Annotated in this window: 41 protein-coding genes; all 41 read left to right on the top strand. The window is 35.6% G+C overall.

Features of this window, described 5'->3' with window-relative positions; translation table 11 throughout:
- Positions 1 to 69 precede the first annotated feature (69 nt).
- Positions 70 to 705: a 50S ribosomal protein L3 gene (gene rplC / locus HZF24_RS08775; protein ID WP_179237947.1), complete on the top strand. Its 636-nt coding sequence runs from the start codon at positions 70 to 72 to the stop codon at positions 703 to 705.
- A gap of 23 nt (positions 706 to 728) precedes the next feature.
- A complete protein-coding gene (rplD, locus tag HZF24_RS08770; RefSeq protein WP_179237946.1) occupies positions 729 to 1,352 on the top strand; it encodes a 50S ribosomal protein L4 in 624 nt (207 codons plus the stop codon).
- Positions 1,352 to 1,642, top strand: a complete 291-nt coding sequence (gene rplW, locus HZF24_RS08765; protein WP_179237945.1) for a 50S ribosomal protein L23 — start codon at positions 1,352 to 1,354, stop codon at positions 1,640 to 1,642. The genes rplD and rplW overlap by 1 nt, the downstream gene beginning before the upstream one ends.
- A gap of 33 nt (positions 1,643 to 1,675) precedes the next feature.
- Positions 1,676 to 2,509: a 50S ribosomal protein L2 gene (rplB, locus tag HZF24_RS08760; RefSeq protein WP_179237944.1), complete on the top strand. Its 834-nt coding sequence runs from the start codon at positions 1,676 to 1,678 to the stop codon at positions 2,507 to 2,509.
- A gap of 31 nt (positions 2,510 to 2,540) precedes the next feature.
- Positions 2,541 to 2,822, top strand: a complete 282-nt coding sequence (rpsS, locus tag HZF24_RS08755; RefSeq protein ID WP_179237943.1) for a 30S ribosomal protein S19 — start codon at positions 2,541 to 2,543, stop codon at positions 2,820 to 2,822.
- 17 nt (positions 2,823 to 2,839) lie between these two features.
- Complete coding sequence (gene rplV / locus HZF24_RS08750) at positions 2,840 to 3,175, top strand: 50S ribosomal protein L22 (protein ID WP_179237942.1); 336 nt, start codon at positions 2,840 to 2,842, stop codon at positions 3,173 to 3,175.
- A 21-nt stretch (positions 3,176 to 3,196) separates the two neighbouring features.
- Complete coding sequence (rpsC, locus tag HZF24_RS08745) at positions 3,197 to 3,937, top strand: 30S ribosomal protein S3 (RefSeq protein ID WP_179237941.1); 741 nt, start codon at positions 3,197 to 3,199, stop codon at positions 3,935 to 3,937.
- Positions 3,938 to 3,964: 27 nt separating this feature from the next.
- Positions 3,965 to 4,408, top strand: a complete 444-nt coding sequence (gene rplP, locus HZF24_RS08740) for a 50S ribosomal protein L16 (protein WP_179237940.1) — start codon at positions 3,965 to 3,967, stop codon at positions 4,406 to 4,408.
- Positions 4,398 to 4,601 carry a 50S ribosomal protein L29 gene (gene rpmC, locus HZF24_RS08735; protein ID WP_179237939.1) on the top strand — a complete coding sequence of 68 codons (204 nt, stop codon included), beginning with the start codon at positions 4,398 to 4,400 and terminating at the stop codon, positions 4,599 to 4,601. The genes rplP and rpmC overlap by 11 nt, the downstream gene beginning before the upstream one ends.
- A gap of 21 nt (positions 4,602 to 4,622) precedes the next feature.
- Complete coding sequence (gene rpsQ, locus HZF24_RS08730) at positions 4,623 to 4,877, top strand: 30S ribosomal protein S17 (protein WP_179237938.1); 255 nt, start codon at positions 4,623 to 4,625, stop codon at positions 4,875 to 4,877.
- A 31-nt stretch (positions 4,878 to 4,908) separates the two neighbouring features.
- On the top strand, positions 4,909 to 5,277 hold the full coding sequence (rplN, locus tag HZF24_RS08725; protein WP_179237937.1) for a 50S ribosomal protein L14: 369 nt from the start codon (positions 4,909 to 4,911) through the stop codon (positions 5,275 to 5,277).
- A gap of 16 nt (positions 5,278 to 5,293) precedes the next feature.
- Positions 5,294 to 5,602, top strand: a complete 309-nt coding sequence (gene rplX / locus HZF24_RS08720; RefSeq protein ID WP_179237936.1) for a 50S ribosomal protein L24 — start codon at positions 5,294 to 5,296, stop codon at positions 5,600 to 5,602.
- Positions 5,603 to 5,626: 24 nt separating this feature from the next.
- A complete protein-coding gene (gene rplE / locus HZF24_RS08715) occupies positions 5,627 to 6,166 on the top strand; it encodes a 50S ribosomal protein L5 (RefSeq protein ID WP_179237935.1) in 540 nt (179 codons plus the stop codon).
- Between the two features lie 15 nt (positions 6,167 to 6,181).
- A complete protein-coding gene (locus HZF24_RS08710; protein WP_019229589.1) occupies positions 6,182 to 6,367 on the top strand; it encodes a type Z 30S ribosomal protein S14 in 186 nt (61 codons plus the stop codon).
- A gap of 30 nt (positions 6,368 to 6,397) precedes the next feature.
- Positions 6,398 to 6,796, top strand: coding sequence for a 30S ribosomal protein S8 (gene rpsH, locus HZF24_RS08705; protein ID WP_179237934.1), 399 nt, complete (start codon positions 6,398 to 6,400; stop codon positions 6,794 to 6,796).
- Positions 6,797 to 6,819: 23 nt separating this feature from the next.
- Positions 6,820 to 7,359, top strand: a complete 540-nt coding sequence (gene rplF / locus HZF24_RS08700; protein WP_179237933.1) for a 50S ribosomal protein L6 — start codon at positions 6,820 to 6,822, stop codon at positions 7,357 to 7,359.
- A gap of 29 nt (positions 7,360 to 7,388) precedes the next feature.
- Positions 7,389 to 7,757: a 50S ribosomal protein L18 gene (gene rplR / locus HZF24_RS08695; RefSeq protein WP_179237932.1), complete on the top strand. Its 369-nt coding sequence runs from the start codon at positions 7,389 to 7,391 to the stop codon at positions 7,755 to 7,757.
- A gap of 14 nt (positions 7,758 to 7,771) precedes the next feature.
- A complete protein-coding gene (gene rpsE / locus HZF24_RS08690; RefSeq protein ID WP_179237931.1) occupies positions 7,772 to 8,281 on the top strand; it encodes a 30S ribosomal protein S5 in 510 nt (169 codons plus the stop codon).
- A gap of 12 nt (positions 8,282 to 8,293) precedes the next feature.
- On the top strand, positions 8,294 to 8,470 hold the full coding sequence (gene rpmD / locus HZF24_RS08685; RefSeq protein ID WP_179237930.1) for a 50S ribosomal protein L30: 177 nt from the start codon (positions 8,294 to 8,296) through the stop codon (positions 8,468 to 8,470).
- A gap of 21 nt (positions 8,471 to 8,491) precedes the next feature.
- Positions 8,492 to 8,932: a 50S ribosomal protein L15 gene (gene rplO / locus HZF24_RS08680; RefSeq protein WP_179238018.1), complete on the top strand. Its 441-nt coding sequence runs from the start codon at positions 8,492 to 8,494 to the stop codon at positions 8,930 to 8,932.
- A gap of 1 nt (position 8,933) precedes the next feature.
- Positions 8,934 to 10,202, top strand: a complete 1,269-nt coding sequence (gene secY, locus HZF24_RS08675; protein WP_179237929.1) for a preprotein translocase subunit SecY — start codon at positions 8,934 to 8,936, stop codon at positions 10,200 to 10,202.
- 15 nt (positions 10,203 to 10,217) lie between these two features.
- Positions 10,218 to 10,865: an adenylate kinase gene (locus HZF24_RS08670; protein ID WP_179237928.1), complete on the top strand. Its 648-nt coding sequence runs from the start codon at positions 10,218 to 10,220 to the stop codon at positions 10,863 to 10,865.
- 1 nt (position 10,866) lies between these two features.
- Positions 10,867 to 11,613 carry a type I methionyl aminopeptidase gene (gene map / locus HZF24_RS08665; RefSeq protein WP_179237927.1) on the top strand — a complete coding sequence of 249 codons (747 nt, stop codon included), beginning with the start codon at positions 10,867 to 10,869 and terminating at the stop codon, positions 11,611 to 11,613.
- A gap of 10 nt (positions 11,614 to 11,623) precedes the next feature.
- A complete protein-coding gene (locus tag HZF24_RS08660) occupies positions 11,624 to 11,926 on the top strand; it encodes a KOW domain-containing RNA-binding protein (protein WP_179237926.1) in 303 nt (100 codons plus the stop codon).
- A gap of 3 nt (positions 11,927 to 11,929) precedes the next feature.
- On the top strand, positions 11,930 to 12,148 hold the full coding sequence (gene infA, locus HZF24_RS08655) for a translation initiation factor IF-1 (RefSeq protein WP_179237925.1): 219 nt from the start codon (positions 11,930 to 11,932) through the stop codon (positions 12,146 to 12,148).
- A 12-nt stretch (positions 12,149 to 12,160) separates the two neighbouring features.
- Positions 12,161 to 12,274 (top strand): 50S ribosomal protein L36, encoded by a 114-nt coding sequence (gene rpmJ / locus HZF24_RS08650; RefSeq protein WP_179237924.1) that lies wholly within the window; start codon positions 12,161 to 12,163, stop codon positions 12,272 to 12,274.
- Positions 12,275 to 12,321: 47 nt separating this feature from the next.
- On the top strand, positions 12,322 to 12,690 hold the full coding sequence (gene rpsM / locus HZF24_RS08645; protein ID WP_179237923.1) for a 30S ribosomal protein S13: 369 nt from the start codon (positions 12,322 to 12,324) through the stop codon (positions 12,688 to 12,690).
- A gap of 14 nt (positions 12,691 to 12,704) precedes the next feature.
- Positions 12,705 to 13,106, top strand: a complete 402-nt coding sequence (gene rpsK / locus HZF24_RS08640; RefSeq protein WP_179237922.1) for a 30S ribosomal protein S11 — start codon at positions 12,705 to 12,707, stop codon at positions 13,104 to 13,106.
- Positions 13,107 to 13,124: 18 nt separating this feature from the next.
- On the top strand, positions 13,125 to 13,748 hold the full coding sequence (gene rpsD, locus HZF24_RS08635; RefSeq protein WP_179237921.1) for a 30S ribosomal protein S4: 624 nt from the start codon (positions 13,125 to 13,127) through the stop codon (positions 13,746 to 13,748).
- A gap of 54 nt (positions 13,749 to 13,802) precedes the next feature.
- Positions 13,803 to 14,750 (top strand): DNA-directed RNA polymerase subunit alpha, encoded by a 948-nt coding sequence (locus HZF24_RS08630; protein ID WP_179237920.1) that lies wholly within the window; start codon positions 13,803 to 13,805, stop codon positions 14,748 to 14,750.
- 20 nt (positions 14,751 to 14,770) lie between these two features.
- Entirely contained in the window at positions 14,771 to 15,112 is a 342-nt protein-coding gene (gene rplQ, locus HZF24_RS08625) for a 50S ribosomal protein L17 (protein ID WP_179237919.1), read from the top strand.
- Positions 15,113 to 15,415: 303 nt separating this feature from the next.
- Positions 15,416 to 16,138: a LytR/AlgR family response regulator transcription factor gene (locus tag HZF24_RS08620; RefSeq protein ID WP_179237918.1), complete on the top strand. Its 723-nt coding sequence runs from the start codon at positions 15,416 to 15,418 to the stop codon at positions 16,136 to 16,138.
- Positions 16,135 to 17,460, top strand: coding sequence for a sensor histidine kinase (locus tag HZF24_RS08615; RefSeq protein WP_179237917.1), 1,326 nt, complete (start codon positions 16,135 to 16,137; stop codon positions 17,458 to 17,460). Before HZF24_RS08620 ends, HZF24_RS08615 begins: the two co-directional genes overlap by 4 nt.
- A gap of 182 nt (positions 17,461 to 17,642) precedes the next feature.
- Complete coding sequence (locus HZF24_RS08610; protein ID WP_179237916.1) at positions 17,643 to 17,780, top strand: cyclic lactone autoinducer peptide; 138 nt, start codon at positions 17,643 to 17,645, stop codon at positions 17,778 to 17,780.
- Entirely contained in the window at positions 17,770 to 18,330 is a 561-nt protein-coding gene (locus tag HZF24_RS08605; protein ID WP_179237915.1) for an accessory gene regulator ArgB-like protein, read from the top strand. Before HZF24_RS08610 ends, HZF24_RS08605 begins: the two co-directional genes overlap by 11 nt.
- 221 nt (positions 18,331 to 18,551) lie before the next feature.
- Complete coding sequence (locus HZF24_RS08600; protein WP_179238017.1) at positions 18,552 to 19,379, top strand: energy-coupling factor transporter ATPase; 828 nt, start codon at positions 18,552 to 18,554, stop codon at positions 19,377 to 19,379.
- The gene (locus HZF24_RS08595; protein WP_179237914.1) at positions 19,370 to 20,230 is read left to right on the top strand and encodes an energy-coupling factor transporter ATPase; all 861 of its coding nucleotides are present in this window, start codon (positions 19,370 to 19,372) and stop codon (positions 20,228 to 20,230) included. The genes HZF24_RS08600 and HZF24_RS08595 overlap by 10 nt, the downstream gene beginning before the upstream one ends.
- Entirely contained in the window at positions 20,223 to 21,020 is a 798-nt protein-coding gene (locus tag HZF24_RS08590; RefSeq protein ID WP_179237913.1) for an energy-coupling factor transporter transmembrane component T family protein, read from the top strand. The genes HZF24_RS08595 and HZF24_RS08590 overlap by 8 nt, the downstream gene beginning before the upstream one ends.
- Positions 21,014 to 21,760, top strand: a complete 747-nt coding sequence (truA, locus tag HZF24_RS08585; RefSeq protein ID WP_179237912.1) for a tRNA pseudouridine(38-40) synthase TruA — start codon at positions 21,014 to 21,016, stop codon at positions 21,758 to 21,760. Before HZF24_RS08590 ends, truA begins: the two co-directional genes overlap by 7 nt.
- 201 nt (positions 21,761 to 21,961) lie before the next feature.
- Positions 21,962 to 22,393 carry a 50S ribosomal protein L13 gene (rplM, locus tag HZF24_RS08580; protein ID WP_179237911.1) on the top strand — a complete coding sequence of 144 codons (432 nt, stop codon included), beginning with the start codon at positions 21,962 to 21,964 and terminating at the stop codon, positions 22,391 to 22,393.
- An 18-nt stretch (positions 22,394 to 22,411) separates the two neighbouring features.
- Entirely contained in the window at positions 22,412 to 22,801 is a 390-nt protein-coding gene (gene rpsI, locus HZF24_RS08575) for a 30S ribosomal protein S9 (RefSeq protein ID WP_179237910.1), read from the top strand.
- Positions 22,802 to 22,932: the final 131 nt, after the last annotated feature.

Here is a 22,932-nt window from a genome sequence, read left to right as displayed (position 1 = left end):
ATATTAAGTACACTCTGCTTAGAATGATTGCCGTAAGGTAATCCGCTGTAAGAAAATAGGAGGTGTAAGATGAAAGCAATTCTTGGTAAAAAAGTCGGAATGACTCAGGTGTTTACAGAACAAGGAGATGTTGTTCCTGTAACAGTTGTTGAATCGGGCAATATGGTTGTGGTTCAAAAAAAGACAATTGAAAAAGATGGCTATAATGCTATTCAGGTTGGTTTTGGTGACATCAAATTAAAGAATGTTAATAAACCTAAAAAAGGTCATTTTGATAAATCAAAAGTGGAACCAAAAAGATTCTTGAGGGAATTCCAAGTAACAAACATTGATGACTATGAAGTAGGTCAAAAAATCGGCGTTGATATTTTCCAAGTTGGTGAAAAAGTAGACGTTGTAGGAATTTCTAAAGGTAAGGGATTCCAGGGATCAATTAAAAGACATGGACACCACACCGGAGATATGAGCCACGGTTCGAAATTCCACAGATTAAGAGGTTCTTTAGGAGCTTCCGCAGGTGTTGGAAGAGTAGTAAAAGGTACAAAAGCTCATGGACATATGGGTCATGAAAAAGTAACAGTATTAAACCTTGAAGTAATAAGAGTTGACGCTGACAAGAATGCAATACTTTTAAAAGGTGCGATACCGGGACCTAAAAAAGGTTTAGTAAAAATAAGAGAAGCAGTTAGAAACTATAGTAAATAATTGCACGGAAAGGAGGATTAAAGATGCCAAAAGTAGCTCTTTATGATATAAAAGGCAGCCAAGTCGGAGAAGTTGAATTAAATGATTCTGTATTTGGTGTAGAAATAAATACGCATGTAATGTATGAAGCTGTAAAAAATTATTTGGCTAATCAAAGACAAGGAACTCAATCAGCAAAGACAAGAGCTGATGTAAGAGGCGGCGGAAGAAAACCTTGGAGACAAAAAGGAACGGGCAGAGCGAGACAAGGTAGTACGAGATCACCGCAATGGAAAGGCGGCGGAGTTGTATTTGCTCCAAAACCGAGAGATTACAGCTATTCAATTCCTAAAAAAGTTAAAAGATTGGCACTTAAATCAGCATTAAGTTCAAAAGTTCAAGATCAAGAAATAATCGTTATAGACAGCTTAGCGCTTGAACAAGCAAAAACAAAAGAAATGGTTAAGGTTTTACAAAATCTTAAAGCAAACAAAAAGACATTAATAGTTATTCCTGAAAGAGATGAAACTGTAGTTAGAGCAGCAGCAAACATTCCGGGAGTAAAGACAGCATATGTTAACACAATCAATGTTTACGACATTTTAAACTGTGATTCTTTCTTAATTACAAAAGAAGCAGTTAATAAAGTGGAGGAGGTGTACGCATAATGCGCGATCCACACGATATCATAAAAAAACCTATAGTAACAGAAGCAAGTATGGATGCAATGGCAGAAAAAAAATACACTTTTGTTGTAGATAAAAAGGCTAATAAGACAGAAATTAAAAATGCAGTGGAAAAAATATTCGGAGTTAAAGTAGAAAGTGTAAACACAATGAATATGCTTGGCAAAACAAAAAGACAAGGCATACATGTGGGTAAAAGAGCTGACTGGAAAAAAGCTATAGTTACTTTAACACAAGAAAGCAAAACAATAGAATTCTTCGAAGGAATCTAAACGTTAATAAATTGAAAAAAGGAGGAAAATCTCATGGGTATTAGAAAATACAGACCAACCTCTCCGGCGTTGAGACAAATGACTGTTTCAACATTTGAAGAAATTACAACTAATGAACCTGAGAAATCTCTTTTAGCTCCATTAAAAAGTAAAGCCGGAAGAAACGCGCACGGAAGAATAACTGTACGTCATCAAGGCGGTGGAGAAAAGAGAAAATATAGAATCATAGATTTCAAAAGAAATAAAGACGGAGTACCGGGCAAAGTTGCAACAATCGAGTATGATCCTAACAGAAGCGCAAATATAGCACTTATTAATTACGTAGATGGAGAAAAAAGATATATCATCGCTCCTCACAAATTAGTAGTTGGTGATACTATCGTTTCAGGACCGGATGCAGATATTAAAATCGGTAATACATTGCCTGTAAGAAACATTCCTGTAGGTACAATGATTCACAATATTGAGCTTAAACCCGGCAAAGGCGGCCAAATGGTACGTTCAGCAGGAAATGCGGCTCAGCTTATGGCTAAGGAAGGCAAGTATGCTCAAGTAAGACTTCCAAGCGGAGAAGTTAGAATGATATTGATGGATTGTAGAGCTACAATCGGTCAAGTAGGAAATTTGGATCATGAGAATATAACAATCGGTAAAGCAGGCAGAAAAAGACATATGGGTATAAGACCTACAGTGAGAGGTTCCGTAATGAACCCTAACGATCACCCTCACGGTGGTGGTGAAGGTAGATCTCCTATAGGCAGAACAGGACCTGTAACGCCTTGGGGTAAACCTGCACTTGGTTATAAAACTCGTAAGAAGAATAAAAAATCTGACAAGATGATTGTTAAGAGAAGAAACGTTAAATAGTACTAGGTTTTGTGAAAGGAGGAAATGGTGAATGGGTAGATCATTAAAAAAAGGGCCTTATTGCGAACCAAGTCTTATGAAAAAGATTGTGGAAATGAATGAAGCCAACAATAAGAAAGTATTAAAAACTTGGTCAAGAAGATCAACAATATTCCCCGAAATGGTAGGCCATACATTAGCTATACATGATGGCAGAAAGCACGTTCCTGTATATATAACTGAAGATATGGTTGGACACAAACTCGGTGAATTTGCTCCAACAAGAACTTATAGAGGACATGATAAGAACGATAAATCTTCAAAAGTTAAATAAGAAGGGAGGCAGCCTAAATGGAAGCAAGAGCAGTTGCTAAATATATAAGAATATCACCAAGAAAAATGAAGTTCGTATGTGATATGGTAAGAGGTAAAAATGTTGATGAAGCTTTAGCGATTTTGAAATTTTACCCAAGCAAGGGAGCTAAAATTTTAGAAAAGGTAGTTCAATCAGCTACAGCTAATGCTGAAAACAACTTTGATTTAGATAGAGATAAATTATATGTTTCTGAAGTTTATGCCAATCAGGGACCAACTCTTAAGAGATGGAGACCGAGAGCAAAGGGAAGCGCATATAAGATACTAAAAAGAAGCAGCCACATAGGTGCTGTAGTAAAAGAAAGAGAATAACAACTGTAAAGGAGGTAAAAAATGGGTCAGAAGGTAAATCCTCATGGACTGAGAGTTGGTATAATCAATGATTGGGACTCAAAATGGTATGCTGACAAAAAGAATTTTGGTGAAAATTTAACCGAAGACTATAAGATTCGTGAATTTATAAAAGTAAACTTGAATCAAGCAGGTATTGCTAAAGTTGATATCGAAAGATTTGCCAGCAGAGTAAAGGTGAGTGTGTTCACAGCTAAACCGGGTATGATAATCGGAAAAGGCGGTACTGGTGTTGATATGTTAAAGAACAGTATCGAAAAAATTACCGGTAAAACTGTTATAATTAATGTAGAAGAAATAAAGGTTCCAGAATTAAATGCACAATTAGTTGCTGAAAATATCGCTAGTCAGATTGAAAAGCGTATATCTTTCAGAAGAGCTATGAAGCAGTCAATGCAAAGAACAATGAAAATGGGTGCAAAGGGTATTAAAACAAGTGTATCCGGAAGATTAAACGGTGCCGATATGGCAAGAACCGAAGGATATTCAGATGGTAAAATTCCTCTTCAGACTTTAAGGGCTGATATAAGCTACGGTTTTGCGGAAGCAAACACAACATTCGGAAAAATCGGTGTTAAGGTTTGGATATGCAGAGGAGAAGTTCTGAGAAAACCGGGTTCATTGTTATCAGACAATCAAGAGCCGACAAAAGCACTTAATGACAACAGAGATAACAAGAAGAGAAGAAGACCAAACAATAATTTTAAAAGAGATAAAAAGTAATAAGTCCTGAAGGAAGGAGGAACAATTATGTTAATGCCTAAAAGAGTAAAACGCCGTAAACAACAAAGAGGTAGAATGACAGGAGTTGCAACAAGAGGCAACAAAGTAACTTATGGCGAATATGGGCTTCAAGCACTTGAACCAGCTTGGATAACATCTAACCAAATAGAAGCTGCCAGAAGAGCAATGACAAGATCTGTTAAGAGAGGCGGTCAAATTTGGATTAAAATATTCCCGGATAAACCTGTAACAAAGAAACCGGCCGAAACACGTATGGGTAAAGGAAAGGGCTCTCCTGAGTATTGGGTAGCTGTAGTTAAACCGGGCAGAGTAATGTTCGAAATGTCAGGGGTATCTGAAGAAGTAGCCAGAGAAGCAATGAGACTTGCCATGCATAAATTGCCTATCAAATGCAAATTTATCGTGAAGGATCAGGCATCAGAGAAGGATGGTGAAGCAAATGAAAGCTAATGAACTAAGAAATAAATCAGTTGAAGAGTTAAATAAATCAGTTTCTGATTTAAAAACAGAACTGTTCAATTTAAGATTTCAACTTGCGACCGGAGAGCTTGACAATCCGATGAGAATAAAAAAGGTCAAGAAAGATATTGCACGTGTTAAAACAGTTCTCAGAGAACGTGAATTAAGCATTAATGCGCAGTAATAAGAAAGGAGGATCTTTACTTTGGAAAGAGGCAACAGAAAAGTAAGAATTGGAAAAGTAGTTAGTAATAAAATGGATAAGACAATAGTAGTTGCTACTGAGAAGCTTGTAGCACATCCTCTTTATAAGAAACAAATTAAAATGACTAAAAAATATAAAGCACATGACGAAGAAAACAAGTGCAACATAGGCGATACAGTTAAAATAATGGAAACCAGACCATTATCAAAAGAAAAATGCTGGAGATTAGTTGAAATATTAGAGGAAGCTAAATAAGACCCCAAGACAATTGAAGGGAGGTTAAGTCATGATACAAACTGAATCGAGGTTAAGAGTCGCAGATAATTCAGGAGCTAAAGAAGTTCTTGTTATAAGAGTTATGGGCGGATCAGTCGTTAAATATGGAAGCGTTGGTGATATAGTAGTATGCACGGTTAAATCTGCAACACCTGGTGGAGTTGTTAAGAAGGGTGATGTTGTTAAGGCAGTTATCGTCAGAACTAAAAAAGAAATAAGAAGAAAAGACGGAACTTATATAAAATTTGACGACAATGCAGCCGTAATTATTAAAGAAGATAAAACACCGGTTGGTACTCGTATATTTGGACCTGTAACAAGAGAATTAAGAGATGGAAAGTTTATGAAAATAATCTCATTAGCACCGGAAGTACTTTAATAGGAGGTGTATAAAGATGCACGTTAAAAAAGGCGATAAAGTTGTAGTTATAGCAGGCAGCGACAAGGGCAAAACAGGCAAAATTTTAACAAGTTTTCCTAAGGATAACAGAGTTGTTGTTGAAAATGTAAATATGCTTACGAAACATCAAAAGCAGACAAATCAGATGCAGCAAGCCGGTATAGTACACCGCGAAGGCCCTGTTAACATTTCAAATGTCATGCTATATTGCGATAAATGCAAATCAGGTGTAAGAACCGAAAAGAAAATAGAAAATGGTAAAAAAGTAAGAGCATGTAAAAAGTGCGGTCATGTTTTTGAATAATGCTCGAAGGGAGGTACGAACCATATGGCAAGATTAAAAGCCACATATAAGGAACAAGTATTGCCTGCACTGATGGAAAAGTTTCAGTACACAAGCGTTATGCAGGCACCTAAAATAGAGAAGATAATAATCAATATGGGCGTTGGCGAAGCTAAAGAAAATGCAAAGTTTTTAGAAAACGCAGTTGAAGAAATGTCTATAATCGCAGGTCAGAAGCCTGTAGTAACTAAAGCCAAAAAATCTATATCTAACTTTAAATTAAGAGAAGGAATGGCAGTAGGTTGCAAGGTTACATTAAGAGGAGATCACATGTATGAATTCTTCGATAAATTAGTAAACATTGCCTTACCGAGAGTTAGAGACTTCAGGGGTGTTTCAAAAACATCATTTGACGGCAGAGGAAATTACGCTTTAGGAATTAAGGAGCAATTGATATTTCCGGAAATAAATTATGATAAAATCGATAAAATAAGAGGTATGGACATAATTATAACAACTACAGCAAACACTGACGAAGAAGCACGTGAGCTGTTGAGATTAATGGGTATGCCTTTTACTAAGTAAGGGAGGGAAACGATAATGGCAAAGACATCTCTAAAAGTTAAACAACAGAGAAAACAAAAATTCTCAACAAGAGAATATACAAGATGCAAAATTTGTGGAAGACCTCATGCTTATTTAAGGAAATTCGGCATATGCCGTATATGCTTTAGAGAACTGGCTTATAAAGGTCAGATCCCAGGCGTTAAAAAAGCCAGCTGGTAAAATTTTATAAAATGGAAGGAGGTTACTTACATGGTAATGACAGATCCTATCGCAGATATGTTAACGAGAATAAGAAATGCTAATCATTCAAAACATGAATTTGTTGATGTTCCGGCTTCTAAGATAAAAAGAGAAATAGCTAATATATTACAAGAAGAAGGATACATTAAGGGCTTTGATGTTATAGATGACGGTAAACAAGGTATTATAAGAGTTGAACTTAAATACCAACAAAATAAAGAGAGAGTTATAACTGGCATTAAGAGAATTTCTAAACCAGGTCTTAGAGTTTACGTAGGAAAAGAAGAAACTCCAAAGGTATTAGGCGGTTTAGGTATAGCTATACTTTCTACTTCTAAAGGAATAGTTACGGATAAAAAAGCAAGAACACAGGGTGTTGGCGGAGAAGTAATCTGCTACGTATGGTAAAATAACGAATAGGAGGTGCTAAGATGTCAAGAATAGGCATTAAACCTGTAAATATACCTGCAAATGTTGAAGTGAAAATCGATGCTCACAATTATGCAGTTGTTAAAGGTCCAAAAGGACAGCTTGAACAGCAGTTGCCGAAGTCAATGAAAATTGAAATAGAAGGCGCAGAAATCAATGTTTCAAGACCTGATGATCAAAAAGAACACAGATCATTACACGGACTTACAAGAACTCTTATTAACAACATGGTAGTCGGAGTTTCTGACGGTTTTTCTAAGACGCTTGAAATCGTAGGTGTTGGATATAGAGCACAAAAACAAGGAAATAAATTAGTTTTAAACTTAGGTTTCTCTCATCCTGTTGAAATGGAAGATCCGCAAGGAATTGAAACAGCAGTTGAGGGCACAAATAAAATAATAGTTAAAGGTACAGATAAACAGCAAGTTGGAAACTACGCGGCTGTAATCAGAGACTGGAGAAGACCTGAACCATATAAGGGTAAAGGAATTAAATACTCTAATGAAGTTGTTAGACGTAAAGCAGGTAAGACTGGTAAATAATAAGTAATATATGAAAGGAGTGAGTATTAGTGCTTAAAAAAATTGATAAAAATCAAAAGAGAAAAGAAAGACACTATAGTATAAGAAACAAAGTCGTAGGAACTCCTGAGAGACCAAGATTGAATATTTTTAAAAGCTCTAAGCACATATACGCTCAAGTAATTGACGATGCTACAGGAGTAACTCTTGCATCAGCTTCAACATTAGATAAAGAGTTAGTTGGCCAAGTAGCTGAACTTACTAAGACAGATGCAGCAAAATTAGTAGGTAAAACAGTGGGAGAAAGAGCGAAAGATAAAGGTATAAATGCGGTAGTTTTCGACAGAGGCGGATATTTATATCACGGCAGAGTGAAATTACTTGCAGATGGAGCAAGAGAAAGCGGACTTGAATTTTAATAAGGAGGTTAGTCATGGAACAACGTGGACGTATAGATGCAAGCCAACTGGATGTTAAAGAGAAAGTTATAAGCATCAACCGTGTTACTAAAGTTGTTAAAGGTGGTAGAAACTTTAGATTTAGTGTATTGGTTGTTGTTGGTGACGAAAATGGTCATGTTGGCATAGGAATGGCTAAAGCAATAGAAATTCCGGATGCCATCAGAAAAGCAATCCAGGATGCTAAGAAAAATATGATTGAAGTGCCACTGATTAACACAACAGTGCCACATGAAATAATAGGCAGATATGGCGCAGGCAGAGTTCTTATAAAACCAGCTAAAGAAGGTACAGGTATCATAGCAGGAGGTCCTGTTCGTGCGGTGCTTGAATTAGCCGGAGTAAGAGATATAAGAACAAAATCATTGGGATCAAACAATCCAAGAAATGTAGTTAACGCAACAATTGAAGCTTTAAAACTTCTTAAGAAGCCTGAAGATGTAGCGAGAATCAGAGGTAAATCTGTAGAAGAAATTTACGGCTAAGAGGTGAAAGATATGGCAAAAATAAAAATAAAACAAACTAAGGGATTAAGTGGAAGAACTCCTAATCAGGTTAAGAACATAGAAGCTCTCGGTTTGAGAAAAATTGGCCATGTGGTTGAAAAAGAAGACAGTCCTCACATAAGAGGAATGATCAGAAAAGTAGAACACATGGTAGAGGTTATAGAATAATACTATAAGGAGGTGTTAATGATGAAACTTCATGAATTAAAACCTAATCCTGGTAGTACAAAGAACAGAAAAAGGTTAGGTAGAGGTACTGCAACAGGACAGGGAAAGACAGCCGGAAGAGGTATGAACGGACAAAAATCACGTTCCGGCGGTGGAGTTAGACCAGGATTCGAAGGAGGGCAGATGCCTCTTTACAGAAGATTACCAAAGAGAGGATTCACGAACATTTTTGGTACTCAATTTGCTGAAATAAATGTTGAAGTATTAAACAAATTCGAAGATGGAGCAGAGATTACTCCGGAACTTCTTAAATCAGAAGGTATATTAAAAAAACAACTTGATGGTGTGAAGATACTCGGAAACGGTGAACTTGCTAAGAAGCTTACAGTTAAAGCTCATAAATTCAGCAAATCAGCGGTAGAAAAAATCGAAGCTGCCGGCGGAAAAGCTGAGGTGATTTAAGTTGTTTGAAACTTTAAGAAATGCATGGAAAATACCTGATTTAAGAAAAAAAATGACATTTACCTTTTTAATGCTTGTAATATATCGACTTGGCGCAGTGATACCTGTTCCCGGTATAGACAGAGCGATTGTAGGTAACATGTTTGCAGGAACGGCAGGCGGCTTATTAGATTTCTTCGATATGATGTCCGGTGGTGCTTTTAAGGACTTTACAATATTTGCATTAAATATTTATCCATACATTACATCTTCAATTATTCTTCAGCTACTGGCAATTGCAATTCCAAAGCTTGAAGAAATATTTAAGCGTGAAGACGGAAAGAAAAAAATGGCTCAATGGACCAGATACATTACTGTTGTACTTGCATTGATTCAAGCTACTGCATACGCTGTTGGATTTTTCAATTCAGCAATAATAGACCAGAGCTTTTTATCAATCCTGTCGGTAGTAATAGTATTGACAGCAGGTACAGCATTCTTGATGTGGCTGGGTGAGTTAATAACAGAAAAAGGTATAGGTAACGGTATATCATTAATAATCATGATTGGTATCATATCAAGATACCCTTCTGATGTTGGAACAATGATATTCCAGATGCAAAACGGAGCAGTTAATATAATTGAAATTATATTATTCTTGATATTTGCATTAATAATAGTAGTTGGAGTTATAGCAATTCAACAAGGCGAAAGAAAAATCCCTGTTCAATATGCTAAGAGAGTAGTAGGAAGAAAAATGTACGGCGGACAAAGCACACATATTCCTATGAAAGTGTTAATGGCAGGAGTTATGCCGGTAATATTCGCTTCAACACTTTTAGCAATACCACAAACTTTAGGATTTTTCTTCCCGAATATGTTAGACGGTGTACAAAAATATTTCTCAGTGGCTCAAAGTCCGGGAGTATATATCTATACAATATTAAATATAGTACTGATTATATTCTTCACATATTTCTATACAGCGGTACAGTTCAATCCATTTGAATATTCAAACACGCTTAAAGAAAATGGTGGCTTTATCCCGGGAATCAGACCGGGAAGACCAACAGCAGAATATTTAAATAAAGTGTTAAACAGAGTTACAATAGCAGGAGCTATTGCACTTGCAATAATTGCGACAATACCTACTTTAGTATTCTCGTTCACTAGTTTAAATATAAACTTTGGTGGAACATCACTGTTAATCGTAACAGGTGTTGCGCTTGAAACGATGAAGCAAATAGAAGCACAAATGCTGATGAGACACTACAAGGGATTTTTAAAATAAGGAGAGGTAAGGAAAATGAGAGCAATTTTATTGGGACCTCCGGGAGCCGGAAAGGGAACTCAAGCAGAAACAATTGTAAAAGAATTTTCAATACCACATATTTCTACGGGAGATATATTCCGTCAGAATATTAAAGAAGGAACAGTTCTTGGGAAAAAAGCAAAAGAATATATGGATCAAGGATTGCTTGTTCCCGATGAATTGACAGTTGAATTGGTAAAAGACAGATTGCTTAAGGATGATTGTGAAAATGGATTTTTGTTAGACGGTTTCCCGAGAACAATTTTTCAGGCAGATGCGCTTGAAAGTGCATTAGAAAGCATGAACCAAAAGCTTGATTATGTTATTAATATAATAGTAAAAAAAGAGCTTCTTGTTGAAAGAGCTGTTGGAAGAAGAATATGCAAAGACTGCGGTCAAACATTTCACATATCATTCAATAAGCCTTCAAAAGAAGGAATATGCGACAATTGCGGCGGCGAGCTTCTTCAAAGAAAAGATGATGCTGAAGAAACAGTTACGAAAAGAATCAATGTTTACCAGGAGCAGACAGAACCCCTTATTGATTATTACACCAAAAAAGGTATAATAGTTAACATAGACGGAGAAAAACCCATAGCTGAGGTTGGCAAAGAGATTGTTGCAAAAATGAGGAATAAGTAATATGATTATCCTCAAGACAAAAAGAGAAATAGAAATAATGAGAAAAGCCGGACGTTTAGTAGCCAAAGCTCACGAATTGGTGAGAAACAACATTAAACCCGGTGTTACTACAAAAGAACTTGACCGATTAGTTGAAGAATTTTTAAAATCGCAAAATGCAATACCTACATTTAAAGGTTATAACGGATTTCCATTTTCGATATGTGCTTCTGTAAATGAAGAGGTGGTGCACGGATTTCCAAGTGACAGAAAGCTGGTAGAAGGCGATATTGTCAGTGTGGATATCGGTGCAACATTTGAGGGATATGTAGGAGACAGTGCAAAGACTTTTTCCGTAGGCGAAATAAACGACGAAAAAAGATGTTTAGTTGAAGCAACGAGACAAAGCTTCTATGAAGGTATAAAGTTTGCAAAAACTGACTACAGGCTGTCAGACATTTCCCACGCAATACAAAGTTATGCCGAATCAAAGGGATTCTCTGTAGTAAGAGATTTCGTAGGTCACGGAGTTGGTAAAAAGATGCATGAATCACCGCAAATACCTAACTTCGGAAAACCGGGTAAGGGACCGCGGCTGCAGGAAGGTATGGTCCTTGCTATCGAACCGATGATTAACGCAGGAGTATATAATGTTAAGATACTTGACAACGACTGGACAGTAGTGACTGTTGACGGTAAACCGTCAGCTCACTATGAACACACGGTTGCAATTACCGATGGAGAACCGATGCTATTAACCGTGCTATAGGGGTGATATTTTGGAAATAACAACAGATTTAAAAATTGGTCAGATAGTTAAATCAAAAGCAGGCAGAGATAAAGACAGGGTCTTTATTATATGCGGTATTTTGGATGAACAATTCGTATTTGTATGTGACGGAGATTTAAGAAAATTAAATTCTCCCAAGAAGAAGAAAGTGAAACATTTAATGATTTATAATACAGTGTTGACAGAATTTGCAGATAAGTTACAAGGTAATGAAAATTTAGATGATGCATATGTTAGAAGGGTACTAAGTCCCTTTAACCAGAGTGTATCTAAAGAAATGGAGGTTGAGTGATCAATGTCCAAGAAAGATGTAATAGAAGTCGAAGGGAAAGTCCTGGAAGCACTTCCTAATGCTATGTTCAAAGTTGAGCTTCAAAATGGGCACCAGATTTTAGCGCATATTTCTGGAAAACTGAGGATGAACTATATCAGGATTCTACCAGGAGATACTGTTAATGTTGAATTATCACCGTATGATTTAACAAGAGGAAGAATAACCTGGAGGAAAAAGTAAGGAGGTATTACAATGAAAGTAAGACCATCAGTAAAACCTATGTGCGAAAAATGCAAGATTATCAGAAGAAAAGGAAAAGTAATGGTAATCTGTCAAAATCCAAAGCACAAACAAAAACAAGGCTAATAAGCTGATAAAATATTAAGTAACTAGGTCGATAGGAGGTGTACTTAATGGCCAGAATCGCCGGTGTTGACTTGCCAAGAGAAAAAAGAGTTGAAATAGGTTTAACTTATATATTTGGTATTGGCAGAGCAACTTCAAAGAAAATTTTAAATGCAACAGGTATTAACCCTGATACAAGAGTTAAAGACCTGACAGAAGATGAAGTACAACAATTAAGAACTGAAATAGATAAGCGTCCTGTAGAAGGTGACTTAAGAAGAGAAGTAGCGTTGAATATTAAGAGATTAAAAGAAATCAACTGCTACAGAGGAATAAGACATAAAAGAGGACTGCCTGTCAGAGGACAGAACACTAAAAATAATTCGAGAACTCGAAAAGGTCCGAAGAGAGTTTCAGGAAAAAAATCTAAGAAGTAAAAGGAGGGACTTAAGTGGCAGCTAAGAAACAACAAAAAACAACAAGAGTAAGAAAAAGAGAACGTAAAAATATTGAAAAAGGCCAGGCACATATTAAGTCAACTTTTAACAATACGCTTGTAACTCTTACAGACTTGCAAGGAAATGCAATTTCTTGGGCAAGTTCAGGCCAATTAGGTTTCAAGGGTTCAAGAAAATCTACTCCTTATGCAGCGAGCATGGTTGCTGAAGAAGCTGCAAAAAAAGCTATGGAACATGGCTTGAAAACAGTAGAAGTATACGTTAAAGGACCGGGCTCAGGCAGAGAAGCTGCAATCAGATCTTTGCAGGCAGCAGGTTTAGAAGTTAATTTAATAAAAGACGTTACTCCGATACCACACAATGGTTGCAGACCACCAAAACGTAGAAGAGTATAATGGAAACGAGGTGAAAAGATGGCAAGATATACTGGACCTGTCTGCAGAATTTGCAGAAGAGAAGGATTAAAGTTATATTTTAAAGGTGACAGATGTTATACTGACAAGTGTTCAATAGGCAGAAGAAATTATGCTCCGGGACAACACGGTCAAAACAATAAAAAATTATCTAACTATGGTATGCAGTTAAGAGAAAAACAAAAAGTTAGAAAATATTATGGAGTTTTAGAAGGTCAATTTGTAGAATATTTCAGAATTGCTGATAAAATGACAGGAAAAACAGGTACTAACTTATTGAAGTTATTAGAGCTTAGATTTGACAATGTCATTTATAGATTAGGTTTTGCAAGCTCAAGACCTGAAGCAAGACAATTGGTAGTTCACGGCCACTTTACCGTAAACGGTAAAAAGGCAGATATCCCATCAATGATTTTACAAGCTGGCGATGTTATACAAGTTAAAGAAAAAAGCCAAAGCTCAGATAAATTCAAGGCTTTAGTTGAAAACCATAAAAAGACTGCACCACAATGGCTGCAGGTAGAACCGGACAGCTTTACAGGTAGAATAATTGCAGAACCTGCTAAAGAGGATATAGAAATACCAATAGAAGAGCATCTGATTGTCGAGTTGTATTCTAAGTAATAAGTAATTAAGAATTATTACCCTCGGCAAACATCACATCTAAGGAGGGTTGGGATGATAGAAATAGAAAAACCTAATATTACGTTAATTGAAAAAAATGATGATAACTCGTATGGGAAAATAGTAGTTGAACCACTTGAAAGAGGTTACGGGACAACACTTGGAAATTCACTCAGAAGAATACTTCTTTCATCGTTACCTGGAGCAGCTGTAACATCGATTAATATTCAAGGTGTATTGCATGAATTCTCTACAATACCGGGAGTAAGAGAAGATGTTACAGAAATAATTCTTAATATAAAGAACCTTGCTGCAAAAATGAACGTACAAGGACCGGCACAGCTTCTGATAGATGCTAAAGGCCCTAAGGTGGTTACAGCGGCAGATATTATAACAGGAACAGATGTAGAAATAATCAACGAGGATTTGCATATTGCAACCTTGGAAGAAGGCTCTGAGCTCATTATCGAAATGGAAATGGAGCAGGGCAGAGGTTACGTCGTAGCAGAAAGAAACAAGAAGGACAGTCAGGCAATTGGCGTAATACCTATAGATTCTATCTACACACCTGTTAAGAAGGTTAACTTTACTGTTGAAGATACCAGAGTTGGTAACAGAACAGATTTTGACAAATTGACAATCGAGATATGGACTAATGGTACAATTGAACCTGAAGAAGCAGTTTCTTTAGGTGCTAAAATATTAAATGAACATCTGAATTTATTTATATCATTGACAGATCACGTTAATGACGTTGAAATAATGGTAGAAAAAGAAGAAGATGAAAAAGAGAAAGTATTAGAAATGACAATAGAGGAGCTGGATTTGTCAGTTAGATCTTACAACTGTCTGAAGAGAGCAGGAATAAATACTGTTGAGGAGCTTACATACAAGTCAGAAGATGACATGATGAAAGTAAGAAACCTTGGAAAGAAATCTTTGGACGAAGTGGCTAAGAAACTTGAGGAATTAGGTTTATCTCTCAGAAAAAATGATAATTAGCTGTAAAAGGAGGACTAAGCATGGGTAGTCACAGAAAGCTTGGTTTCAAGTCTGACCACAGAGTAGCGATGCTTCGTAATATGACAGCTGACTTAATTAATCACGGCAGAATTGTTACAACTGTAACAAGAGCCAAAGAATTAAGAAGAGTAGCTGAAAGAACTATCACTCTTGGCAAAAGAGGAGACCTACATGCAAGACGTCAAGCAGCAGCTTATTTATACGATAAAAATGCTGTAAGTAAGTTGTTTGAAGAAGTTGCTCCTAAATACAAGGAAAGAAATGGTGGATACACCAGAATTCTTAAATTGGGACCACGCAGAGGCGATGGAGCAGAAATGGCGATAATTGAATTAGTATAAACATGAAAAGCAATTTAAATTTACAAAATTTAAATTGCTCTTTTTATACTTACAGTATAAGCAGATGACCTAAATTTATTAGCGTGAAGCGAGCAAATAAATTTGGGTCATCTGCTTATTGCATACTACATAAGCTGTAAGTGGCAAATTACGCACACAGCACAAACAACTGATAGAAAATCAATCAGTGAATTTTTATCCACCAAAAATCGATTACATTATGATTAAATATTCATTGAATATTTTACGATTTGTGATAAAATATTATATATACTTATATATACTAATGTAGGATGTGAAAATATGGGAATAAGTATTGCCGTTTGCGATGATTCAAAGGAATACAGCGAAATTGTTACAGAAATTATAAAAAGAATTGTTAATAATAGAACGAATGTTAATACATTTAATTCAGGACATGATCTTGTACAAGCCTTTAAGGAAAACAAATTTGACATCATATTTTTAGATATGGAAATGCCCGAAATAAATGGCATAGAAACAGGATTAAAAATAAGGGAGATGAGCAATAAAGCCATTATATTCTATCTGACATCACATAAAGAATATGCCTATGAATCCTATAGAGTCAAGGCCAGAGATTATCTGTTAAAGCCTGTAAGCCTTTCTATAATAGAAAAAGTATTGAATGAATGTCTGCTGGAATTAGAAGGGAGCTTAAATTATTTAGATGTAAAGGACATAAAGGGAATCATTCACCGTATACCTATTGATGACATTACACACATATTAAGGAAGAAGGAAGACCGTAAGCTACATATCTATTGTTTGGACAATAAGGAGATTATTGCATCACAAACACTTGATAGTATTGGAAAAAGGTTTTCAAACAATGAAAATATTATAAGGTCAAGTAAATCTTGCTTAGTAAATATGGAAAATGTAAGGGAAATCAGAAAAAATGTAATTTATTTCAGCAATGAATCAAGAGAAGAAGCAAGTCGTAGATGCTTATCAGATTTGGTTAATAAATTTAAACTAAAAAAACTGGTGGTGAAAATATGAAGTGGGATTTAATAGAATTATCAGTAAACTTTCTCCAAATGTTTGTGATCTATAAAACATTAGAATTATATTATGTACGTAGATTTTATTTTAAATATTCTGTTGAGATTCTCATGATTGTTATGACTGCGATGTTAAGTATTTTAAACTATAATCTATCAATAGAATTATATCCTTATATGTATATTTTCTTCTATTTTCTTATTTATCTTACGACAGTTCTTATTTTTAAAGGAAATATATTTTCAAAGGCTATTACAATTTTTTTAATTATGGCATTTATAGGAGCATGTGAATTGTTGGCTGCTGTTTTTATTTTTTCGATAACCGGGTTGGACTTTAAATTACATCAGGAGCAAAACTTTATAAGATTTGAAGGGATGGTAATTTCTCAAACCTTACTTATATATACCTATATGTTTTTGAAGAAAACTACCAAAAAGGAAAGGTTAAATTTATTTGATAACAGGTATTATTTTCTTGTTGGATCAATTTTATTTTTAACTATTACCTTAATTGTGATGGTTATTTGGATGTATGGGAATATCGAAATTCAAGATGAGAGTATAAACAATAGCTTGGTTGTTTTTACATTATGTGTGTCTATTATATCCATAATTACAATAGCATTAACGAATAAAATAATTAAGGATATGAACGAAAAACATAAAAATGATTTGGAGCTCCAACAAATGAAAATGGAGCATGCATATTTTACAGATGTTAATTCCGTCTTGGAAGAAATCAGAATTTTAAGGCACGATATGAGAGGAGAGCTTGCAATAATCCATGCGTATAATGAATTGGACCAAAGAGACAACATCAGAATCCACATCGAAAAAAAGCTTCGTGAAATAGACATACAACTCATGCCTCAAATAGATAAGGATAATATAATTACATCCTTTTTAAACTTCAAGCTGAAGGAAGCGAAGTGTAAGGGTATAGATGTGGTCATAGAAAGCAAGCTTACCGAAGAAAACGAAATACATATAGACAAAGAAGATATATGTAGGGTGTTAAACAATATTATCAACAATGCTATTGAGGCATGCAATGAATGTGAAGAATGCATTGAAAAATATATAAAGCTTGATATAGATATGATTGGAAGAAGTATTATAATAAAATCTGAAAACCCCTATTCGGGTGAGTTAAATAAAGAAGGAAACAAAATACTCACTATTAAAAAGGATAAAACAAGACACGGCTATGGATTGAAGAGCATTAAAGGCATTGCCGAAAAATACGGAGGTTTTATGAAGCTAAGCTATGATGACAGGGTATTTGTTATAGAAGTACATATGCTGACTAAGATTTAATATACAATTTTAAAATGATGACACGGAAATACTTGTAAATATTGATTACAGGTTTATTTTAACCCCTTTAATTACCGTACAAGCAGTGAAAACAACCAAATAGACATTTTAGCGTGAAAAATGTTGAACATTGTATAAAAATAGGATATTATGTTGTTAACGTTTGAAAGGAGGGATGTAAAGTGAAAAAAACTTTATCCTTTATGTCATGTATTGCTGCATTTTTGGTTATGACTGCTCAAACAACCGTGGGGACGACATGCTTATTTCTGTATAATCAACCAAAGGTTCCGCAATGCTTGCTGAAAGATGATAAATAAGATTTCTGTTTTCTTATCTGAAGGAATTGGGCTGAAGCTCAATTCCTCTGATAATGAAAAGGAAGTGTATGCATACAGCATCGAGGTACTGCTATCCTTGCTGTTAAACTTATTAATCCTTTCTACGGCGGCATATATTTTAAACAAAAAATTTGAGCTTTTAATTTTTATCATTTTCCTGTCGGGTCTTAAGGTTTATGCTGGTGGCTACCATTCAAAAACGCATTTAGAATGCTTTTCCGTAACACTGATAGCATTTCTAATTTCAGCTCTAAGCAATACGTATTTAATAGCATATGGGGAAATAATTTTAGTAATTGGAATCCTATTTTCAATAATCATGGTTTTCTTACTTGCACCGGCGGAAACAGAAAACAAGCCTTTGAGTAAAAAGGAAGTAAAGAAGTACAAGTTAATAAGCAGAATAATAGTCATAGCGTTGAGTTTAGCTGCTGTTGCTCTGTATTTTGTACGGGTTAGTACCGGTTATATTTATATCACGGCAGTCGTGGCAATGGTAATTGAATCGGTAAGTTTGTTAAAAAAGTGAAGCGTTATTAAGTATTGGGTTAAATTGACAGTTGGGTGTAACTGTCAATTTTTATGTTGTAAATTTGTTGGAATAATGTTATTATTTATTGCAGTAAAACTAATTCGCATTAAATTAGTTCCCTTGAAGCGAATTAGTAATACTGTTTTCTTATGTTACGGACAAAGATTTGTCCGTATTCAATAAGAACGGTGTATGAAAATAAATATATGGGTGCTTATATGATTGAAAATATAATTAAAATTGAAAATGTTAAATATAAATATGAAAAAGAAAGCAATGATTATGCGCTGAATGGCATTAGTCTTGAAATAAAGCAGGGAGAATTTACTGCGATTATAGGTCATAACGGTTCCGGAAAATCTACACTTGCTAAGCTTATAAACTCTATTTTATTGCCTACAGAAGGAAAAATATATGTAAAAGGCATGGATACTTCTGATGATTCAAAGCTATGGGACATCAGGCAAGCAGCGGGAATGGTATTTCAAAACCCGGACAATCAGCTTGTTGCAACCATTGTGGAAGAAGATATCGCCTTCGGACCGGAAAATCAAGGTGTAGAACCTTCTGAAATCAGGAAAAGAGTTGATGATGCCTTAAATACGGTTGGTATGTATGAATATAGAAAAAGACCTCCGCATATGCTTTCAGGCGGTCAAAAACAAAGAATAGCAATTGCAGGCATACTTGCTTTAAATTCTGATTGTATCGTGCTGGATGAACCGACTGCAATGCTCGATCCTTCAGGCAGAAGAGAAGTAATGGATACTCTGAAAAAACTAAACAAAGCCGGAAAAACAATTTTATTGATTACTCATTACATGGATGAAGCAGTACAGGCGGACAGAGTTGTAATAATAGACAAGGGCGGCATAAAGTTAGACGGTACTCCGAAAGAAGTTTTCAGGAATATTGACGAAATCAAAAAATTCGGATTGGATGTTCCTCAGGTTACCGAGCTTGCTCAGGAGCTTGTAAAGGAAGGTATTAATATTCCGACCGATATAATAGACGTAAAGGAATTGGTGGATTTGTTATGTCAATAAAAGCAGAAAATATAAAATATATTTACAGCGAAGGGACACCTTTCAGGACAGTGGCTTTAGATAATATCAGCATAGAGGTTAAAGAAGGTGACTTTCTTGGTATAATAGGGCATACCGGGTCGGGTAAATCTACCTTGATTCAACTTTTTAACGGATTGGAAAAGCCAACAGAGGGTAAAATAATTGTCGATGAAATAACCGTGGGAGAGGACAAAAAGCTTCTCAGTAAGGTGCGTCAAACCGTAGGTCTTGTTTTTCAATATCCAGAGTATCAGTTGTTTGAAGAAACTGTTGCCAAGGATGTTGCTTTTGGTCCCATGAACTTAAAATTACCACAGGATGAAATAGATAAAAGAGTAAGGGAATCTTTGGAGTTAGTGGGTTTTAATTTTAATAAAATAAAGGACGCTTCGCCTTTTGATTTATCGGGAGGTCAAAAACGAAGGGTTGCCATTGCAGGCGTACTGGCAATGAAACCAAACTATTTAGTATTGGATGAGCCAACAGCCGGATTAGATCCTGCAGGCAGAAATGATTTATTTGAAAAAATAAAAACTCTTCATAAGAAAGCTAATGTAACTGTTATTTTAGTTTCTCACAGCATGGAGGATATAGCTAAGCTGGTAAACAGGGTAATAGTTTTGTATAAAGGTAAAATTCATATGGAAGGAACACCTAAGGAAATTTATTCTCAGGCTGAAGAATTAAGAGAAATCGGTCTTGGTGTGCCTCAGGTCGCAGAAATAGTCAATGAACTTAGAAGCAGAGGTTTTAACATCAGGACGGATATACTCACTGTCGAAGAGGCGAAGGAAGAGATTTTGAAAGAAGTGAGGAAGAGAAATGTTTAAAAATTTAACTATAGGACAGCATTACCCGGTTGAATCACCCGTTCATGAGCTTGATCCGAGGGTTAAGATAATAATGACATTTGTTTTTATAATATCCTTATTTCTTATTGAAAGCTTCATAACTTACTTGGTAGTAGGCTTATTTTTAGCTCTGGCGATAAAGGTGTCCAAGGTTCCGATTAAGTTTGTTATAAAGGGCTTAAAGCCGATTTTAATGATAATAGTAATAACATTTATCATTAATTTATTGATGACCCCGGGTAAGATAATTTTTCAGATTGGTTTTATAAAAATAACCGAGGAAGGAATAAGACAGGCAGGATTTATGGCTATACGCCTTACCCTTCTTATTATGGGCACATCATTGCTGACCTTGACAACATCTCCGATTATATTGACGGACGGCATAGAAAGCTTGCTGAATCCGTTTAAAAGGTTTGGTCTTCCGGCACATGAGCTTGCCATGATGATGACGATAGCCCTCCGTTTCATACCAACATTGATGGAAGAAACAGAAAAAATAATGAAGGCACAAAAATCAAGAGGTGCTGATTTTGAAAGTGGAAATATTATGAGTAGGGCCAAAAACTTAGTTCCGTTGCTGGTTCCGCTTTTCATAAGTGCTTTCAGACGTGCGGATGAGCTTGCTATGGCAATGGAAGCAAGATGCTACAGAGGCGGAGAAAACAGGACGCGCATGAGACAGCTAAAAATATCAAAGGGTGATTTTGTTGCATCAGGTATTTTTATAGTATACTTTGCAGCAATAATTATGATTAAGATATGGTAAGGAATATAAAGCTTAAAATAAGCTACGACGGAACACAATATCACGGATGGCAGACCCAATTAAACAGGGCTACAGTCCAAGAAACCATTGAGCAGGCAATATGCGTCGTAATGAAGCAAAAAGTTAACTTAACAGGTTCTGGAAGGACTGACAGCGGAGTGCATGCATTAGGACAGGTTGCAAATTTTACTGCGGATACCAATATTCCTGAAGAGAAAATAAAAATTGCGTTAAATTCGATTTTGCCCAATGATATAAGAGTAATTGATTCGGTGGATATTCCCATAGAATTTAATTCAAGATTTGATGCTCATGATAAAACATATATGTATCAGATATATAACGACAATGTCTGGAGTCCTTTTTACAGCAGATATTCTTACTTTGTTCCTGTCGGGTTGGAAATTGATAAAATGGTCGAAGCTGCAAAGCATTTGGTTGGAACACATGATTTTAAAGGCTTTATGGCTGCCGGTTCAGATGTTAAAACGAGCATCAGGACTGTTTATGAAACTAAGCTTATTAAAGAAAACCAATTAATCAAATTTTATATAAACGGGAACGGATTTCTGTATAACATGGTCAGAATTATAGCAGGAACCTTAATAGATATAGGCAAGGGAACTAAAAGTATAAATTGTATAGAAGAGGCAATAATTAATAAGGACAGAACACTTTTAGGTCAGACGGCACCTGCACAAGGATTGTTCTTAATGAACGTAAATTATAACGATAGATGAGCGATGGATAGGCATTAGGTTGGTTACAGATAGGTAATTGGTTAGTAAAAAAGCAAAAATCACTTGACAGATGTTGAAATTTAATATAGAATACCATAGGTATGATAAGATTAGAGAAAAACCGTTCCAATGCCCCGGAGTTAGGTTTTTTCGATATATTATAATTTTAAATAGTATAATAGTAGAAATACAGGAGGAAACATGATGAAAAGCTTCTTGGCTAAACCTAATGAAGTTGAAAGGGCATGGTACGTAATCGATGCCGAAGGAAAAACTTTAGGTAGACTTGCAACTGAAGTTGCTAAGATATTAAGAGGTAAACATAAAGCAACATATACACCACACGTTGATACAGGAGACTTTGTTATAATAGTTAACGCTGAAAAAGTGGTATTGACAGGTAAAAAATTAGATCAAAAACTATACAGACACCACTCACTTTATCCGGGTGGATTGAAGGAAACTCCTTACAGAGATTTATTCAAGGCTAAACCGACACAACCGGTGTATCTTGCAGTAAAGGGAATGCTTCCTAAGAATTCACTTGGAAGAAAAATGTTAAAGAAACTTAAAGTATACGCTGGTCCTGAGCACAATAACCAAGCTCAAAAACCACAAGTATACGAGTTTTAGTGAGAGGAGGACGATTAAATGGATGCACAATACAGAGGAACAGGCAGAAGAAAAAAAGCAATAGCAAGAGTAAGAATGGTACCGGGAACAGGTAAAATTGTTATAAATAAAAGAGAATTAGATGATTATATCAAATATGAAACTTTAAGAGTTTTAGTAAGAGAACCGCTAATGATTACTGATACGATGGGTCAATACGATGTGTTAGTAAATGTAAAGGGTGGAGGATATACAGGTCAGGCAGGAGCAATCAGACACGGTATATCAAGAGCACTTTTGCAGGTAGACGGAGAACTGAGACCAATTCTTAAAAAAGCCGGATTCTTGACAAGAGATTCAAGAATGAAGGAAAGAAAGAAATACGGTTTGAAAAAAGCAAGAAGAGCTTCACAGTTCAGCAAGAGATAAACAGACAACCCAAATTTTATATTTGGTGTTGGTCGTTTATACTGTAAGTATAATTGGTACAAAACCATATATGGAAGAGTCGCAGAAATGCGGCTCTTTTATTTTGTTTAAGAATTTAGTATAAATGAATA

This window comes from Sedimentibacter hydroxybenzoicus DSM 7310, from assembly GCF_013403245.1.
GTDB classification, from domain to species: Bacteria; Bacillota; Clostridia; order Tissierellales; family Sedimentibacteraceae; genus Sedimentibacter; species Sedimentibacter hydroxybenzoicus.
The sequence above is the reverse complement of the archived record's forward strand: the minus strand, read 5'-3'. Positions and strand labels throughout refer to the sequence as shown.

Coding starts and splice junctions, on each gene's coding strand:
- rplC (WP_179237947.1), top strand. CDS start 70: ATGAAAGCAATTCTTGGTAAAAAAGTCGGAATGACTCAGGTGTTTACA.
- rplD (WP_179237946.1), top strand. CDS start 729: ATGCCAAAAGTAGCTCTTTATGATATAAAAGGCAGCCAAGTCGGAGAA.
- rplW (WP_179237945.1), top strand. CDS start 1,352: ATGCGCGATCCACACGATATCATAAAAAAACCTATAGTAACAGAAGCA.
- rplB (WP_179237944.1), top strand. CDS start 1,676: ATGGGTATTAGAAAATACAGACCAACCTCTCCGGCGTTGAGACAAATG.
- rpsS (WP_179237943.1), top strand. CDS start 2,541: ATGGGTAGATCATTAAAAAAAGGGCCTTATTGCGAACCAAGTCTTATG.
- rplV (WP_179237942.1), top strand. CDS start 2,840: ATGGAAGCAAGAGCAGTTGCTAAATATATAAGAATATCACCAAGAAAA.
- rpsC (WP_179237941.1), top strand. CDS start 3,197: ATGGGTCAGAAGGTAAATCCTCATGGACTGAGAGTTGGTATAATCAAT.
- rplP (WP_179237940.1), top strand. CDS start 3,965: ATGTTAATGCCTAAAAGAGTAAAACGCCGTAAACAACAAAGAGGTAGA.
- rpmC (WP_179237939.1), top strand. CDS start 4,398: ATGAAAGCTAATGAACTAAGAAATAAATCAGTTGAAGAGTTAAATAAA.
- rplN (WP_179237937.1), top strand. CDS start 4,909: ATGATACAAACTGAATCGAGGTTAAGAGTCGCAGATAATTCAGGAGCT.
- rplX (WP_179237936.1), top strand. CDS start 5,294: ATGCACGTTAAAAAAGGCGATAAAGTTGTAGTTATAGCAGGCAGCGAC.
- rplE (WP_179237935.1), top strand. CDS start 5,627: ATGGCAAGATTAAAAGCCACATATAAGGAACAAGTATTGCCTGCACTG.
- HZF24_RS08710 (WP_019229589.1), top strand. CDS start 6,182: ATGGCAAAGACATCTCTAAAAGTTAAACAACAGAGAAAACAAAAATTC.
- rpsH (WP_179237934.1), top strand. CDS start 6,398: ATGGTAATGACAGATCCTATCGCAGATATGTTAACGAGAATAAGAAAT.
- rplF (WP_179237933.1), top strand. CDS start 6,820: ATGTCAAGAATAGGCATTAAACCTGTAAATATACCTGCAAATGTTGAA.
- rpsE (WP_179237931.1), top strand. CDS start 7,772: ATGGAACAACGTGGACGTATAGATGCAAGCCAACTGGATGTTAAAGAG.
- rpmD (WP_179237930.1), top strand. CDS start 8,294: ATGGCAAAAATAAAAATAAAACAAACTAAGGGATTAAGTGGAAGAACT.
- rplO (WP_179238018.1), top strand. CDS start 8,492: ATGAAACTTCATGAATTAAAACCTAATCCTGGTAGTACAAAGAACAGA.
- HZF24_RS08670 (WP_179237928.1), top strand. CDS start 10,218: ATGAGAGCAATTTTATTGGGACCTCCGGGAGCCGGAAAGGGAACTCAA.
- map (WP_179237927.1), top strand. CDS start 10,867: ATGATTATCCTCAAGACAAAAAGAGAAATAGAAATAATGAGAAAAGCC.
- infA (WP_179237925.1), top strand. CDS start 11,930: ATGTCCAAGAAAGATGTAATAGAAGTCGAAGGGAAAGTCCTGGAAGCA.
- rpmJ (WP_179237924.1), top strand. CDS start 12,161: ATGAAAGTAAGACCATCAGTAAAACCTATGTGCGAAAAATGCAAGATT.
- rpsM (WP_179237923.1), top strand. CDS start 12,322: ATGGCCAGAATCGCCGGTGTTGACTTGCCAAGAGAAAAAAGAGTTGAA.
- rpsD (WP_179237921.1), top strand. CDS start 13,125: ATGGCAAGATATACTGGACCTGTCTGCAGAATTTGCAGAAGAGAAGGA.
- HZF24_RS08630 (WP_179237920.1), top strand. CDS start 13,803: ATGATAGAAATAGAAAAACCTAATATTACGTTAATTGAAAAAAATGAT.
- rplQ (WP_179237919.1), top strand. CDS start 14,771: ATGGGTAGTCACAGAAAGCTTGGTTTCAAGTCTGACCACAGAGTAGCG.
- HZF24_RS08620 (WP_179237918.1), top strand. CDS start 15,416: ATGGGAATAAGTATTGCCGTTTGCGATGATTCAAAGGAATACAGCGAA.
- HZF24_RS08615 (WP_179237917.1), top strand. CDS start 16,135: ATGAAGTGGGATTTAATAGAATTATCAGTAAACTTTCTCCAAATGTTT.
- HZF24_RS08605 (WP_179237915.1), top strand. CDS start 17,770: ATGATAAATAAGATTTCTGTTTTCTTATCTGAAGGAATTGGGCTGAAG.
- HZF24_RS08600 (WP_179238017.1), top strand. CDS start 18,552: ATGATTGAAAATATAATTAAAATTGAAAATGTTAAATATAAATATGAA.
- HZF24_RS08595 (WP_179237914.1), top strand. CDS start 19,370: ATGTCAATAAAAGCAGAAAATATAAAATATATTTACAGCGAAGGGACA.
- HZF24_RS08590 (WP_179237913.1), top strand. CDS start 20,223: ATGTTTAAAAATTTAACTATAGGACAGCATTACCCGGTTGAATCACCC.
- truA (WP_179237912.1), top strand. CDS start 21,014: ATGGTAAGGAATATAAAGCTTAAAATAAGCTACGACGGAACACAATAT.
- rplM (WP_179237911.1), top strand. CDS start 21,962: ATGATGAAAAGCTTCTTGGCTAAACCTAATGAAGTTGAAAGGGCATGG.
- rpsI (WP_179237910.1), top strand. CDS start 22,412: ATGGATGCACAATACAGAGGAACAGGCAGAAGAAAAAAAGCAATAGCA.